11 protein-coding genes are annotated in these 14,186 nt (G+C 72.4%); 5 read left to right on the top strand and 6 right to left on the bottom strand.

What is annotated here, in order from left to right; genetic code table 11:
- Nucleotides 1-9: 9 nt before the first annotated feature.
- Nucleotides 10-1,644 (top strand): RNA polymerase sigma factor, encoded by a 1,635-nt coding sequence (locus ACQP10_RS28180; RefSeq protein ID WP_346023155.1) that lies wholly within the window; start codon nucleotides 10-12, stop codon nucleotides 1,642-1,644.
- 233 nt (nucleotides 1,645-1,877) lie between these two features.
- On the opposite strand, the gene ACQP10_RS28175 is transcribed toward ACQP10_RS28180, so the two are convergent.
- Nucleotides 1,878-2,630, bottom strand: a complete 753-nt coding sequence (locus ACQP10_RS28175) for a YaaA family protein (RefSeq protein ID WP_179826683.1) — start codon at nucleotides 2,628-2,630, stop codon at nucleotides 1,878-1,880.
- 249 nt (nucleotides 2,631-2,879) lie between these two features.
- Entirely contained in the window at nucleotides 2,880-3,110 is a 231-nt protein-coding gene (locus ACQP10_RS28170; RefSeq protein ID WP_179826685.1) for a DUF7455 domain-containing protein, read from the bottom strand.
- Nucleotides 3,111-3,349: 239 nt separating this feature from the next.
- Here ACQP10_RS28170 and ACQP10_RS28165 point away from each other — a divergent pair, with 239 nt between their 5' ends.
- Entirely contained in the window at nucleotides 3,350-5,422 is a 2,073-nt protein-coding gene (locus ACQP10_RS28165; protein WP_179826687.1) for a DNA gyrase/topoisomerase IV subunit B, read from the top strand.
- A gap of 234 nt (nucleotides 5,423-5,656) precedes the next feature.
- On the opposite strand, the gene ACQP10_RS28160 is transcribed toward ACQP10_RS28165, so the two are convergent.
- On the bottom strand, nucleotides 5,657-6,181 hold the full coding sequence (locus ACQP10_RS28160) for a beta-class carbonic anhydrase (protein ID WP_346023153.1): 525 nt from the start codon (nucleotides 6,179-6,181) through the stop codon (nucleotides 5,657-5,659).
- A 163-nt stretch (nucleotides 6,182-6,344) separates the two neighbouring features.
- Here ACQP10_RS28160 and ACQP10_RS28155 point away from each other — a divergent pair, with 163 nt between their 5' ends.
- Nucleotides 6,345-6,662, top strand: a complete 318-nt coding sequence (locus ACQP10_RS28155) for a hypothetical protein (RefSeq protein ID WP_346023152.1) — start codon at nucleotides 6,345-6,347, stop codon at nucleotides 6,660-6,662.
- 129 nt (nucleotides 6,663-6,791) lie between these two features.
- Nucleotides 6,792-7,163: a VOC family protein gene (locus ACQP10_RS28150; RefSeq protein ID WP_346023151.1), complete on the top strand. Its 372-nt coding sequence runs from the start codon at nucleotides 6,792-6,794 to the stop codon at nucleotides 7,161-7,163.
- A 219-nt stretch (nucleotides 7,164-7,382) separates the two neighbouring features.
- Here the strand turns inward: ACQP10_RS28150 and ACQP10_RS28145 are convergent, their stop codons facing one another.
- Nucleotides 7,383-9,908 carry a DNA gyrase/topoisomerase IV subunit A gene (locus ACQP10_RS28145; protein ID WP_433540038.1) on the bottom strand — a complete coding sequence of 842 codons (2,526 nt, stop codon included), beginning with the start codon at nucleotides 9,906-9,908 and terminating at the stop codon, nucleotides 7,383-7,385.
- Between the two features lie 337 nt (nucleotides 9,909-10,245).
- Nucleotides 10,246-10,851, bottom strand: a complete 606-nt coding sequence (locus ACQP10_RS28140) for a GNAT family N-acetyltransferase (RefSeq protein ID WP_390002221.1) — start codon at nucleotides 10,849-10,851, stop codon at nucleotides 10,246-10,248.
- Between the two features lie 123 nt (nucleotides 10,852-10,974).
- Between ACQP10_RS28140 and ACQP10_RS28135 the strand changes: the two genes are divergently transcribed.
- A complete protein-coding gene (locus ACQP10_RS28135; RefSeq protein WP_346023244.1) occupies nucleotides 10,975-13,044 on the top strand; it encodes a RecQ family ATP-dependent DNA helicase in 2,070 nt (689 codons plus the stop codon).
- A 115-nt stretch (nucleotides 13,045-13,159) separates the two neighbouring features.
- On the opposite strand, the gene ACQP10_RS28130 is transcribed toward ACQP10_RS28135, so the two are convergent.
- Nucleotides 13,160-14,053 carry a carbohydrate kinase family protein gene (locus ACQP10_RS28130; RefSeq protein WP_346023148.1) on the bottom strand — a complete coding sequence of 298 codons (894 nt, stop codon included), beginning with the start codon at nucleotides 14,051-14,053 and terminating at the stop codon, nucleotides 13,160-13,162.
- Between the last annotated feature and the right edge of the window lie 133 nt (nucleotides 14,054-14,186).

The following is a 14,186-nucleotide window of genomic DNA, read 5'->3' as shown; positions in this document are numbered from 1 at the left end:
GAGGTGTTCGTGTCGCCTGCAAGTTCGACTCGCTCGAAGCCATCCGAGCTGAACGAGCCCGTCATTCAGCAGCTGATGGAGCGGGGACGCTCGCAGGGGTTCCTCGAGTCCGAGGATGTCCGCAAGGCCGTCGAGGAAGCGGACATTCCGATGGCGCAGGTCGCTGGGATCCTGCGCAACCTCAGCAAAGAGGGCATCACCGTACGGTTGACTGCTGAGGACTCCAAGGCTCCCAAGAAGTCCCGGACTCCGGCCAAGCGCCGTACCCCCGCCGCCCCCGCCCCCGTCAAGAAGACCAAGACCGCCGCCGCGGCCAAGGAGCAGCCGGAGACCGTCACCGCGGTCGTCGGCGGCTCCGAGCCCGCTCCCGCGGCCAAGAAGCCCGCGCCGCCGGCCAAGAAGGCCGCCCCGACGGCGAAGAAGCCCGTGCCCGCGCAGCCCAAGCGGCCCACCGCCGAGGCGGTCACGCCCAAGCCCGAGCCGAAGCCCAAGTCCGCCGGCGCCGAGGACGACGAGGTCATCGACCTTGAGGACGTCGAGATCGAGGACTTCGACCTGGAGGTCGAGGAAGTCGAGGAGGTCGAGGTCGAGGCGGAGGGCGACGCCGAGCCCGAGGCCGAGGTCGAGACCGAGGAGCCCAAGGGCGAGACCCTCGGGCAGAACGAGGACGAGGTCCTCATCCTCTCCGATGACGACGACGACGCCCCCGTGCCGCAGGTCGCCGCCGCCGGCGCCACCGCCGACCCGGTCAAGGACTACCTCAAGCAGATCGGCAAGGTCCCCCTGCTCAACGCCGAGCAGGAGGTGGAGCTGGCCAAGCGCATCGAGGCCGGCCTGTTCGCCGAGGAGCAGCTCGCCACCGACGGCGAGGTGCTCCCGGTGGACGTCCGCGCCGAGCTGGAGTGGATCGCCGAGGACGGCCGCCGGGCCAAGAACCACCTGCTGGAGGCCAACCTCCGCCTGGTGGTCTCGCTGGCCAAGCGCTACACCGGCCGCGGCATGCTGTTCCTGGACCTCATCCAGGAGGGCAACCTCGGCCTGATCCGCGCGGTGGAGAAGTTCGACTACACCAAGGGCTACAAGTTCTCCACCTACGCCACCTGGTGGATCCGGCAGGCGATCACCCGGGCCATGGCCGACCAGGCGCGGACCATCCGCATCCCGGTCCACATGGTCGAGGTGATCAACAAGCTGGCCCGCGTGCAGCGGCAGATGCTGCAGGACCTCGGCCGTGAGCCCACGCCCGAGGAACTGGCCCGCGAGCTCGACATGACCCCCGAGAAGGTCGTCGAGGTCCAGAAGTACGGCCGCGAGCCGATCTCCCTGCACACCCCCCTGGGTGAGGAGGGCGACAGCGAGTTCGGTGACCTCATCGAGGACTCCGAGGCGATCGTCCCGGCCGACGCGGTCAGCTTCACGCTCCTGCAGGAGCAGCTGCACTCGGTGCTCGACACGCTGTCGGAGCGCGAGGCGGGCGTGGTGTCCATGCGGTTCGGCCTGACCGACGGTCAGCCCAAGACGCTCGACGAGATCGGCAAGGTCTACGGCGTGACGCGCGAGCGCATCCGGCAGATCGAGTCCAAGACCATGTCGAAGCTGCGTCACCCGTCCCGGTCGCAGGTCCTGCGCGACTACCTCGACTGATCCGGCCGGAAGACCGACGCGAGGGGGCCCACGCCGTACGGCGTGGGCCCCTCGTCGTGTCGGAACCTGTCGGAACCTAGTGGAACCTCCCGGAACCGTCGTCTCGCGTAATGGCCGAACGGCGGGCCGGCGCGGGTGTGAGCGCGTCAGGCGTCCTTGCGCCGCGAGCCTCCTCGCCGTGTCACGGGCCGTCGTCTCGTGGGACGGCCGAACGGCGGGACGGCGCGGGCGTGTCAGGCCCCGTCGCGTGCGGCGACGTCGAGGACCCATGGCCGCCCGGCGGCCGGTTCGGGGCCGAGCACGACGTCGTGGCCCATGCCGTCCAGCACCTTCACCAGCTCCTCCGGCGTCCCCGGGTCGTCGCCCGACTCCAGCAGCGAGCGGGCGACCGCCCCCCGGGTGGCCTTCGCCATGTGGCTGATGACCCTGCCGTTCCTGAGCACACGCACCGCGACCGCCCGGCCACCCGGACGCCAGGCCGGCGCGTAGGTGCCGGAGCGGAGGTCGACGACCAGGCCGGGTTCGGCGTCGAGGAGCGGGGTCACCGGGCGGCGCCACCAGGCCGCGAGGCCGCCGAGCGGCGGCAGCCGTACGCCCATGGACAGCCGGTAGGACGGGATCCGGTCGGCGGGCCGCAGCAGGCCCCACAGGCCGGAGAAGATCACCAGGTTCCGGGCCGCCCGGTCCGCGGCCCCGGGGGACAGCGTGGCGAGGCCGAGATTGTCGTAGAGCACGCCGGTGTAGAGCTCGGCGGCCGGCAGCGTGGGCGCGGTCCGCAGCATGAGATTCTTGCCGATCTCGCCGAGCAGTCCCGGCGACAGACCGAGTACCGCCTGCGCCCGGGGACCCTCGCACAGGGTGATGAGCGCGGACAGGACGGCCTCCCGCGACGGGTTCAGCGACGGGAAGCTCAGCCGGGACGGGTCGAGGGCGGGACCGTCGGCGGGCTCGGCCTTCCCCTCCGACGGCGGCAGCAGGATCAGCACAGTCGCCGAGCGTAGTGGGCCGGACGTCTGTGGGTGTGAGGGGTGGGTCACCGCATGGCCGTGGCACCACGTGCGTGGTGCCACGGCCATGGACGGGTGAGAGCGCGTTCCCCACCCCGGTGTGCCCGGGGGAGGGCGGCGCGGTGGATATATCGGATCAAGCCAGAGCCGGACGCCTGGCCCGGCCGCCGGACGGGCGGTGGGAAGGCGCCGTGGTGGGGCGATATCACTACCGGCTCCCGTCGGCTTCTAGCGTTCGTTGTCTTTCGCGGTCGCAGAGGTGTCGCTGAGGCGCGCCGACTCGTCCTGGATGTCGGCGCCCTTGTCGCGCAGCACGGCCACGTGCTGACGCCCGTGGTGGGCGCAGAACAGCAGCTCTCCGCCCGCGGGCAGGGTCGCGCGGATGTAGGCCTGTGCGCCGCACCGGTCGCAACGGTCCGCGGCCGTCAGCTGCTTGGTGGGGGCGAGAATTCCAGTCACGTATCGCCTTTCAGGTCATCCCCGAGTGGAGGGATCTGGCGTCAGTCACTTGAGAGAACATCTAACCCGATGCGAACGTTCCCAACCGGCCCCTCGCTACGCCCAGAGCGGAAAGCGCCCGGAGGTAAGAGAGATCACACCGGAGGTAACACCGGAGCCTCCTCGGTGGCAAGCTTGTACCCGGCGCGGCGGGAAGGACGGTAGGCTGCGCACACGTGTTCGAGCGAAGTGGAGTGGGTGTGACCGCGGTCAGTACGGAGACGGCTTATACCGCTCGTCATCTGTCGGTGCTGGAGGGTCTGGAGGCCGTCCGCAAGCGCCCGGGCATGTACATCGGGTCCACCGACAGCCGCGGCCTCATGCACTGTCTCTGGGAGATCGTCGACAACGGCGTGGACGAGGCCCTGGCGGGGCACTGCACCCGCATCGAGGTCGAGCTGCACCCCGACGGGTCGATCGAGGTCCGAGACAACGGCCGTGGCATCCCGGTGGACATCGAGCCCAAGACCGGCCTCGCCGGAGTCGAGCTGGTCTACACCAAGCTGCACGCCGGCGGTAAGTTCGGCGGCGGCGCCTACGCCGCGTCGGGCGGTCTGCACGGCGTCGGCGCCTCCGTGGTCAACGCCCTGTCCTCCCGGCTCGACGTCGAGGTCGACCTCAACGGCACGACCCACGCGATCAGCTTCCGCCGCGGCGTCCCCGGCGTCTTCGACGGCGACGGACCCATCGGCAAGTTCAAGAAGAAGTCCGGCCTGCGCGAGACCGGCACGGTCGCCCGCAAGGTCACCGGCACGCGCGTCCGCTTCTGGGCCGACCGCCAGATCTTCCTCCCCGAGGCCGAGGTCTCCCTCGACGAGATCCACGTCCGCCTCCGCCAGACCGCCTTCCTGGTCCCCGGCCTGACCCTGTCCGTGCGCGACAGCCGCGGCGAGGAGCCGGCCGAGGAGGAGTTCCGCTTCGACGGCGGCATCTCGGAGTTCACCGAGTTCCTCGCCCGCGACGAGGCGATCTGCGAGGTGCTGCGCATCCAGGGCGTCGGCCACTTCCACGAGACCGTGCCGGTCCTCGACGACCTGGGCCACATGACCCCCACCGAGATCCAGCGCGAGCTGACCGTGGACGTGGCGCTGCGCTGGGGCAAGGGCTACGACAACACCGTCCGGTCGTTCGTCAACGTGATCGCCACCTCCAAGGGCGGCACCCACGTCAACGGGTTCGAGCGGGCGCTGGTCCGCACGCTCAACGAACTGCTCCGCGAGGGCCGTCTGCTGAAGAACGGCGACGCCCCGGTCACCCGCGAGGACATCATGGAGGGCCTCACCGCCGTGGTGACCGTCCGGGTGCCCGAGCCGCAGTTCGAGGGGCAGACCAAGGAGATCCTCGGCACCGCCGCGGCCTCCCGGATCGTCTCCCACGTCGTCTCCCGCGAGCTCAGGGAGCTGTTCACCGACCCGCCGCGCCGCGCCAAGCAGCAGATGCGGGCGGTCCTGGAGAAGATCGCCGCGGCGGCCAAGGCCCGCATCGCCGCCCGCGAGCACCGCGACACCCAGCGGCGCAAGACCGCCCTGGAGAACTCGGCGCTCCCCGCCAAGCTGGTCGACTGCCGCAGCGACGACGTCGACCGCACCGAGCTGTTCATCGTCGAGGGCGACTCGGCGCTGGGCACCGCCCGCGCCGCCCGCGACTCGGAGTTCCAGGCGCTGCTGCCGATCCGCGGCAAGATCCTGAACGTGCAGAAGGCGTCCGTCGCCGACATGCTGAAGAACGCCGAGTGCGCCGCGATCATCCAGGTCATCGGCGCGGGCTCGGGCCGCTCGTTCGACATCGAGGCCGCCCGGTACGGCAAGGTCATCCTCATGGCCGACGCCGACGTCGACGGCGCCCACATCCGCTGCCTGCTGCTGACCCTGTTCCACCGCTACATGCGGCCGATGGTCGAGGCCGGCCGGGTCTTCGCGGCCGTCCCGCCGCTGCACCGGATCGAGGTCACCAACCCCGGCCGGGGGCAGAGCAAGTACGTCTACTGCTACTCCGACGCCGAGCTGCATAAGGTCCTGCGCGACCTGGAGCGCCGCGGCAAGCGCTGGAAGGACCCGGTGCAGCGCTACAAGGGCCTCGGTGAGATGGACGCCGACCAGCTCGCCGAGACCACCATGGAGCCCCGCCACCGCACCCTGCGCCGGGTGCGGATCGAGGACGTCGCGGAGGCCGAGCACATCTTCAACCTCCTGATGGGCAGCGACGTGGCCCCGCGCCGGGAGTTCATCGTGGGCAACGCCGCCGAGGTCGACCGCGACCACATCGACGCCTGAGACACCCCGAACGCCCCGAGCACGCCGGGCGCCCGAGACGTCAGGGACGCCCTGAGACACGCCCGGGAGACACCCGGGCGGGGTCTCACCCGGGAGGAGCCGCCGCGCGCCGCCACCGGGCCCCTCGTGCCCGCTGCGCGCCGTCATCCGGCCCCGGTACGGCTCGTGGGCCGTACCGGGGCGGCACGGGCGGTTCCGCGCCGATGGCGGCGGTCACCTCTGGGACGACTCTCCTCAGGAGGTGACGTCCGCCTCGACGGGCGCGAGCTTCCCGGTGCGCACGTCGTAGATGGCGCCCCCGACGGCCAGGTCCGCCGGCAGGAACGGGCTGGTCCTGATCCGGGTCAGGTCGTGGCGCAGGGCGGCGTCCTGGTCGGGGACGGTGTGGAACTCCAGGCTCCTGGTGTCGACGCCCTGCCGGGCGGCGAGCTGGTGCACGTCCTCGTCGGTCGCCTTGGCCATGCCGCAGTCGGTGTGCGGCATGACGAGCACCCGGTTCACCCCCAGCAGGTAGACGGCCAGCACCAGCGTGCGCAGGACGTCGTCGGTGACCCGGGCCCCGGCGTTGCGCAGGATCTTGGCGTCACCGGGCTTGAGCCCGAAGACCCCCAGCGGGTCGATTCGGGAGTCCATGCAGGTGACCACCGCCAGCCCGCGGGCGGCCCGGCCGGTCAGCTCGGAGTCCGTGAACGTGGCCGAGAACCTCTCGTTGGCCGTCAGCAGATCGTCGAAGACGCCCCCGGAAAACCCGTGCGGCATTGAACCCCCCTCTGGTCGTCGGTCGATGAGCCAATGATCCTGCATGTCCTTTTCATCGAAGTTTCCGGGGTGGCGTCCGTGCCGACTTCATGGAGATCCCACAGGCGTGGTTGACTGTGCGTGATGGTTCTGTGACGTCGCGTACGGATAGCTGGAGCTGGTCATGAGCAGGATCGAGTCCCTGGCCGAATATCTGCGTGCCGAGGGCAGGCGGAAACTGGACCGGGTGGAGGTCCGCGACGGGGGGCGCAACGCGCGCTCGGCGCTCGCGCTGCTCGACGCCGCGATCCACGCCCGGTCGCTCGGTGACGACGACCCCCTGATCGCCGTCCTCGTCGGCGCGGGCTGCTTCGGCCCGTCGGGGCGGGAGGAGTTCCGGCCCGATGAGCGGGTCACCCGGATCGTGCGCTCCTGGGAGTCGGGCGACCCGCAGGAGCTGCTGACGAGGATCGGTCTGGCCCTGCAGGAGGCGCCGGTCTGAGCGGCCCCGCGGCCCGCCGCCGCGCGCCCGGCGGGGTTTGAGCCGTCGCCGCGGGGAAGCGGAGGAGGAAGCGGCGGCCGTGCCCCGGGCATCGTCGCCCCAGGCCGACGTCCCCTGTCAGGAGAGCTCATGGCGGTAGCGCGGATGCGATCGGTGGTCATCGACTGCCCCGACCCGAAGGGTCTCGCCGACTTCTACGGCGCGCTTCTGGACTGGAAGATCACCAACGTGGAGGACGACTGGGTGACGCTCACCGACGGGGAGTCGGGCGCGCGCCTCTGCTTCCAGCTGGCCCCCGACCACCGGCCGCCCAGCTGGCCCGATTCCGAGCTTCCCCAGCAGTTCCACCTGGACCTGGCCGTGGACGACCTGGACGAGGCCGAGGCCAGGACGCTCGCGCTGGGCGCGGTCAAGCACTCCCACCAGCCTGACGCCGAGGACGACGACTTCCGGGTGTTCCTCGATCCCGCCGGGCACCCCTTCTGTCTCTGCCTGGTCTGACGCCGCCGTCCGCCCTCCCGCCCGGCGCGGTCGCGCCGCGAGGCCCGGCCGGGCCGTGACGCCCGCCGTACGCCCCGTCGACGACCGCGGCGGAACCTACGGCGGAGCCCTCCTCCCCGGCCGGGGAGGAGGGCTCCACACGGCGTCGGCGTCCCGGACCGGCGCGGGCGCGGAGCCTCGGTCCCGCGCCCGGCCGTACGGTGGCCTCCGGACGGGCGGTCAGTCCCGCGCGGGCGTCGGCGCGGGGACCTGCCCGGCGCCGGGGATCTCGCCCGGCGGGTCGTCCGGCGCGCCGGACGTGGGGCCGAGCGGACCACCCACGGCCGCCACCGTGTGGGTGAGGCGCAGCCCCGAGCCGTCGCGGCGGCCCAGCTCCTCGGGCAGCGGGACGGGCTTGCCGACGGCCGAGGCCGCGCGGACCGGCGCCGGACCCGCCCAGGCGAGCAGCAGCACGTCCTCGCCCTTCAGGAAGCGCTGCGCCCGGACGCCTCCGGTGGCGCGGCCCTTGGCCGGGTATTCGGCGTAGTCGGAGATCTTGGCGCCGCCGACCTGGGTGCCGGGCAGGGCGGTCGAGGACCCCGCGATCGTCACCACCCTGGACTCGCGCGTGGGATCGACCACGCCGAACCAGATCACCGAGGCGCCGCCGTCCAGCCGGATGCCCGCCATGCCGCCGGCCGGGCGGCCCTGCGGGCGGACGCTGGTCGCCGGGTAGCGCAGCAGCTGCGCGTCGGAGGTGATGAACACCAGGTCGTGATCCTCGGAGGTCAGCTCCGCGGCGCCCACCACCCGGTCACCCTCCTTGAGCCCGATCACCTCGAACTCGTCGCGGTTGGCCGGATAGTCGGGGACGACCCGCTTGACCACTCCCTGCACGGTGCCCAGCGCCAGGCCGGGGCCGTCGGGGTCGAGCGAGCCGATGCCGACGACCGTCTCCTCGGGGGAGAGGCTGACGTACTCCGAAACCGGGTGGCCGCCGGACAGCGAGGGCGGGTCGGCCGTCGGGGGCAGCGTCGGCAGGTCGACGACCTGGACGCGGATCATCCGGCCCTCGCTGGTGACCGCTCCGATCTCGCCCCTGACCGTGCTGCGCACCACCGACACCAGCACGTCGTGCGCCGACCGCTCGCCGCCGGCCGGCAGCGGGGAGGCGTCGGTCGTGCGGGCCAGCAGGCCGGTGGAGGAGAACAGGACCAGGCACGGGTCGTCGGCGACCTCAAGGGTCACCGCGGCGCTCCTGGTGACGCCGGAGGACTCCAGCAGGACCGTGCGGCGCGGCGTGCCGAAGGTCTTGGCGACCTGGGCCAGCTCGTCGGAGACGACCTTGCGCAGCCGGGTGTCGGAGGACAGGATCTCGGTCAGCTCGGCGATCTCCGCCTGCAGCGTCTCCTTCTCCCGGTCGAGCTCCAGCTTGTCGTAGCGGGTCAGCCGGCGCAGCGGGGTGTCGAGGATGTAGGCGGCCTGGATCTCCGACAGGTCGAAGACCTCCATCAGCCGGGTGCGGGCCTGGGCCGAGTCGTCGGAGGCACGGATGACCTGGATGACCTCGTCGATGTTGAGCAGCGCGACGATGAGGCCGTCGACGAGGTGCAGGCGCTCCTCGCGCTTGCGGCGGCGGTGGGCCGAGCGGCGGCGGACCACGTCGAGGCGGTGGTCGACGTACACCTGGAGCAGCTCACGCAGGCCCAGCGTACGCGGCTGGCCGTCGACCAGCGCCACGTTGTTGATGCCGAAGCTCTCCTCCATCGGGGTGAGGCGGTAGAGCTCCTCCAGCACGGCCTCGGGGATGAAGCCGTTCTTGATCTCAATGATCAGCCTCAGGCCCTTGTGGCGGTCGCTGAGGTCCTTCAGGTCGGAGATGCCCTGGAGCTTCTTGGCCGTCACCAGCTCCCGGATCTTGGTGACGACCCGCTCGGGGCCGACGTTGAACGGCAGCTCGGTGACGACGATGCCCTTGCGGCGGGGGCTGACCTGCTCGACGACGCACTTGGCGCGCATCCGGAAGGTGCCGCGCCCGCGGGCGTAGGCGTCGCGGATGCCGTCCAGGCCGATGATGATGCCGCCGGTCGGCAGGTCGGGGCCCGGGACGAACCGCATCAGGTCGTCGAGCGTGGCGTCCGGCTTCTTGATCAGGTGCCGGGCGGCGGCGACGACCTCGACGAGGTTGTGCGGCGCCATGTTGGTCGCCATTCCGACCGCGATGCCGGTGGCGCCGTTGACCAGGAGGTTCGGGAACGCCGACGGCATGACCGTGGGCTCGGTCTCCTGGCCGTCGTAGTTGGGCTTGAAGTCGACGGTGTCCTCGTCGATCGACTGCACCATGGCCATGGCCGCGGAGGCCAGGCGGGCCTCGGTGTAGCGCATCGCGGCGGGCAGGTCGTCGGGGGAGCCGAAGTTGCCGTGCCCGTCGATCAGCGGCAGCCGCATGGAGAACGGCTGCGCCATGCGGACCAGCGCGTCGTAGATGGCCGTGTCGCCGTGCGGGTGCAGCTTGCCCATCACGTCGCCGACGACCCGCGACGACTTGACGTGTCCCCGGTCGGGCCGCAGGCCCATCTCGCTCATCGAGTAGAGGATGCGCCGCTGGACGGGCTTGAGGCCGTCCCTGGCGTCCGGCAGCGCGCGCTGGTAGATGACCGAGTACGCGTATTCGAGGAAGCTGGTGCGCATCTCGGCGGACACGTCGATGTCGACGATCCGCTCCTCGAAATCCTCAGTCGGGGGTGTGGTCGTCCGTCGGGCCATCAGATTCTCCTCGCGCGGGCACCTCGGCCCGGGGGCCGAGAGGGAAGCGCGTCCTCCTTGTCGTCTTCCTCGTCTTCGTGGTGTCACAACCGCAGGCCCCGGCGCGCCCGGAAAGGGCTCGGGCGGTGCGCGGGGCGTGTGCGGACGGCGCCGGCGGCCGTTCCGCGTCTCGTTACCATACTCACGCCCGGTGACACTTCCGGACGCCCGTGCGCGCCGCCGGGCGCGGCGGGCGCGCCGGTCGCGGCCGGGAACATCCGGGAGCGGCCCCGGCGCCCCGTCCGCGGTCCGGAGCGCCCCGTGGGCCCGCCCCGCGTCCGGGGAGCGGGCAGGCGTCCTATCCGTGCTCCGGGGCGCCCTCCGAGCCTCCGTACGGCCGCGCCCCCGCCCCCGGCCACGCGCCGGCCGGCGGGCCGTCGTAGGCGTCGTCCGGGACGTTGACCTTCGTGTCGTAGACCCGGAACCCCCGCGCCCGGTAGTTGGGCAGCGCGGCGGAGCCGTCAAGGGAGCAGGTGTGCAGCCACACCCGCCGGGTCGGCGCGAGGCTCGGCCTGCGGTCGGCGATGTCCCAGGCGCGGGCCGTGCCGGTCTCCAGCAGGCGCCCGCCGGCGCCCCTGCCGATCGCCCACGGCAGCAGGCCGAAGGAGGTGATCTCCACCGCCCCGTCGTCGCAGGGCAGGAGCTCGACGTAGCCCGCCGGGGTGCCGCGGTGGTAGGCCACCCAGGTCTCCACTCCGCCCGCCAGCCAGTCGGCCCACTGCTGCCAGGTCCACGGGAGCCGCTCGCTCCAGTGCCAGTCGCCGCCCACCGCCGTGTACAGGAACCGGCTGAACTCGGGGGAGGGCACCTCGGCGAGTGCGATGTCGAGCCCGATCGCCGGGGGCCGGGCCGGGATCAGGTCGGAGGGGGAGGTCTGTTCGAGGTACCAGGTGGTCACGTCCATGATGCCTGAATCCAACCACGCCGCGGGGGTCGCCGGTCCGCCGCCGGAGGAACCCGGGAGATCCCGGTGATGCGGAAAACAGTCCGCCGGAACTGGTAGCAATGAGCCGTGAGCGAAGAGCAGATGCTGCGCGAAGAGGCCGAGGGACGGTTGCGGGCGCTGGCCGGTGAGCACGCCCGGCTGCGCGAGGACCAGTGGTCGGCCATAAAGGCGCTGGTGATGGACCGCGGCCGGGCGCTCGTGGTGCAGCGCACCGGCTGGGGCAAGTCGGCGGTCTACTTCGTCGCCACCGCCCTGCTGCGCGAGCTGGGCGAGGGGCCGACCGTCATCGTCTCGCCGCTGCTGGCCCTGATGCGCAACCAGATCGCCGCCGCCGAGCGCGCCGGGATCCACGCCGTCACCGTCAACTCCGCCAACCCCGAGGAGTGGGAGCAGGTCTACGGCCAGGTCGCCGAGGGCATGGTCGACGTGCTGCTGGTCAGCCCCGAGCGGCTCAACAACCCTGAGTTCCGCGACCAGGTCCTGCCCGAGCTGGCCGAGAGCGCGGGCCTGGTCGTGGTGGACGAGGCGCACTGCATCTCCGACTGGGGCCACGACTTCCGCCCCGACTACCGCAGGCTGCGCACGCTGTTCGAGGGGCTGCCGGAGGGTGTGCCGGTCCTGGCCACCACCGCCACCGCCAACGCCCGCGTCACCCGCGACGTCGCCGAGCAGCTCGGCGAGGACACCCTCGTCCTGCGCGGCCCGCTGGAGCGCGAGAGCCTCCACCTGAGCGTCGTACGGCTGCGCGGCGCCGAGGAGCGCCTGGCCTGGCTCGCGCAGACGCTGCACGAGCTGCCGGGCTCGGGCATCGTCTACACCCTCACCGTGGCCGCGGCCCAGGAGATCGCCGCCTACCTCCGCGGGCAGGGCCACGAGGTGATCGCCTACTCCGGGCAGACCGAGCAGGCCGAGCGGCTGGCCGCCGAGCAGGCCCTGCTGGACAACAAGGTCAAGGCGCTGGTCGCCACCTCCGCGCTCGGCATGGGATACGACAAGCCCGACCTCGGCTTCGTCGTCCACGTCGGAGCGCCCCAGTCGCCCGTCGCCTACTACCAGCAGGTCGGCCGGGCCGGCCGCGGGGTCGAGCGGGCCGAGGTGATCCTGCTGCCCGGTCCCGAGGACCGCGAGATCTGGGCCTACTTCGCCTCCCTGGCGTTCCCCCCGGAGCCGGTCGTGCGGGCCGTGCTGGCGGCCCTGGAAGAGGGCGGCGTGCTGTCCACGGCCGCGCTGGAGAACCGCGTCGACCTCAGCCGCAGCCGCCTGGAGACCATGCTCAAGGTCCTCGACGTGGACGGCGCGGTGCGCCGGGTCAGGGGCGGCTGGGAGGCCACCGGCGAGCCGTGGCACTACGACGCCGACCGCTACGCCCGGGTGGCCGCGGCCCGCGAGGCCGAGCAGAAGGCCATGCTCGAATACCTCGGCACCACCGAGTGCCGCGAGGTGTTCCTGCGCCGCTGCCTGGACGACGACACCGCCGTGCCCTGCGGCCGCTGTGACAACTGCACCGGCGCGCACCGCTCGCCCGAGGTGGCCGCGGAGGAGGTGGAGCGGGCGGCGGCGACCCTGCACCGGCCCGGCGTGGAGATCGAGCCGCGCAGGCAGTGGCCGACCGGGCTGGCCGACCTCAAGGGCCGGATCAAGCCGGAGCTGGGCGCCGGGACCGGCCGGGCGCTGGGCCGGCTGACCGACATCGGCTGGGGCAACCGCCTGCGCGGCATGCTGGCCGAGAACGCCCCCGACGGCCCGGTGCCCGACGACGTCTTCGCCGCGGTGGTGAAGGTGCTGTCGTCGTGGGAGTGGGCCGAGCGGCCGACGGCGGTGGTCGCGATGCCCTCGGCGAGCAGGCCGCTGCTCGTCCGCAGCCTGGCCGAGCGGCTGGCCCAGGTCGGGAGGCTGTCCTTCCTGGGCGAGCTGGGCTACCGCTCCGGCCCGCCGGGACGCCAGTTCAACAGCGCCCAGCGGGTCCAGGCGATCCGCGCCACCCTGGCCATGCCCTCGGCGCTCGGCGCGGCCGTGGCCCAGGCGGGCGGCCCGGTCCTGCTGGTCGACGACCGCGTCGACACGGGCTGGAGCATGACCCTCGGCGCCGCGATGATCCGCCACGCCGGGGCCCCGGCCGTGCTGCCGCTGGCCCTCGCCGTGACGAGCTGACCCCGCCCGCGGCCGGCGTACGGCGGAGCCGGCCGCGGCTGGCTCCGCCGTACCGGGCCACCGGGCCGGGGGCCGGCCGTACGAGCCGCTCGCGGGGCGGGACGTGCGGGAAAGGTCAGAGGCGGGGGCGGGCGCCGAGGTGCGAGATCGCCTTGGCGGCCAGCCGGCAGCCGGCGGCGAGCGCCTCCGCCGGGGGCTTCTTGTCCAGCCAGGAGGGCAGGAACCCGGCGACGAAGGCGTCGCCCGCGCCGGTGCCGTCCACCACGCGGTCCACCGGCTCGGCCGGGCACCTCACCGGCTCGCCACGGCCGTTGGCGTACCACAGGGCGCCCTCGTCGCCGAGCTTGACGACGACCTGGGGGAACCACGCGGTGAGCACCTTGGCCGCCGCGGCGGGGTCGTCGCGGCCGGTCAGCACCTTGGCCTGGTCGGCGTTGGCGAACAGCAGCTTGGCGTCCTCGGTCCACTCCAGGAACGGCTCGGCGCCGGTCCGCTCCAGGGGCGCGGAGGAGGAGCAGTCGACCGAGACGGTCATCCCGGCGCGGCCGGCCAGCTTCAGGGCGGCGAGCCCCGCCTCACGGGAGCCCTCGTTGATCAGGGTGTAGCCCGACAGGTGCAGGTGGCCGCCCTGGACGAACAGGTCGCGCGGCAGGTCCTCGGGCGACAGGGCGGCGTTGGCCCCGGGATCGGACAGCATGGTGCGCTCACCCTTGTGGGTGATGAGCACCACGCACGTGCCGGTCGGCCGCTCGGGATCCATGACCAGGCGGGCGTCGACGCCGTAGCCCATCAGCTCCATGTCGCGGTTGCGGCCGGTGATGTCGGCCCCGCGGCGCCCGATGAAGGCGACCTCGGCGCCCTCGACGGCGAGCCAGGAGGAGATGTTGGCGCCCGAGCCGCCGCCGTGCATGGTGACGATCGCCGGTGTGTCGCTGGCGCGGGCCAACGGGTAGCGAGCCCGCGCGACGGCGTCGGTCATGAGATCGCCCACCACGACCACCCGCGTCATGATGTCACCACCTTGCTGCCTTCGATACTGAAGTGCCTCTAGCCGCGAAAAACTTAACAGCTTCCGGACCGCGTATGGGGTCGGGAGCGAAGAGCGGAGCGTAGTCGATGCACAAGCGTTGTGGGAATCCGCC

Origin of the sequence: Streptosporangium sandarakinum (assembly GCF_050942225.1) — a bacterium.
In the GTDB taxonomy this organism is placed as follows: Bacteria; Actinomycetota; Actinomycetes; order Streptosporangiales; family Streptosporangiaceae; genus Streptosporangium; species Streptosporangium nondiastaticum.
Note: the sequence above shows the minus strand (reverse complement) of the source record. Positions and strands in the feature narration are given on the sequence as shown.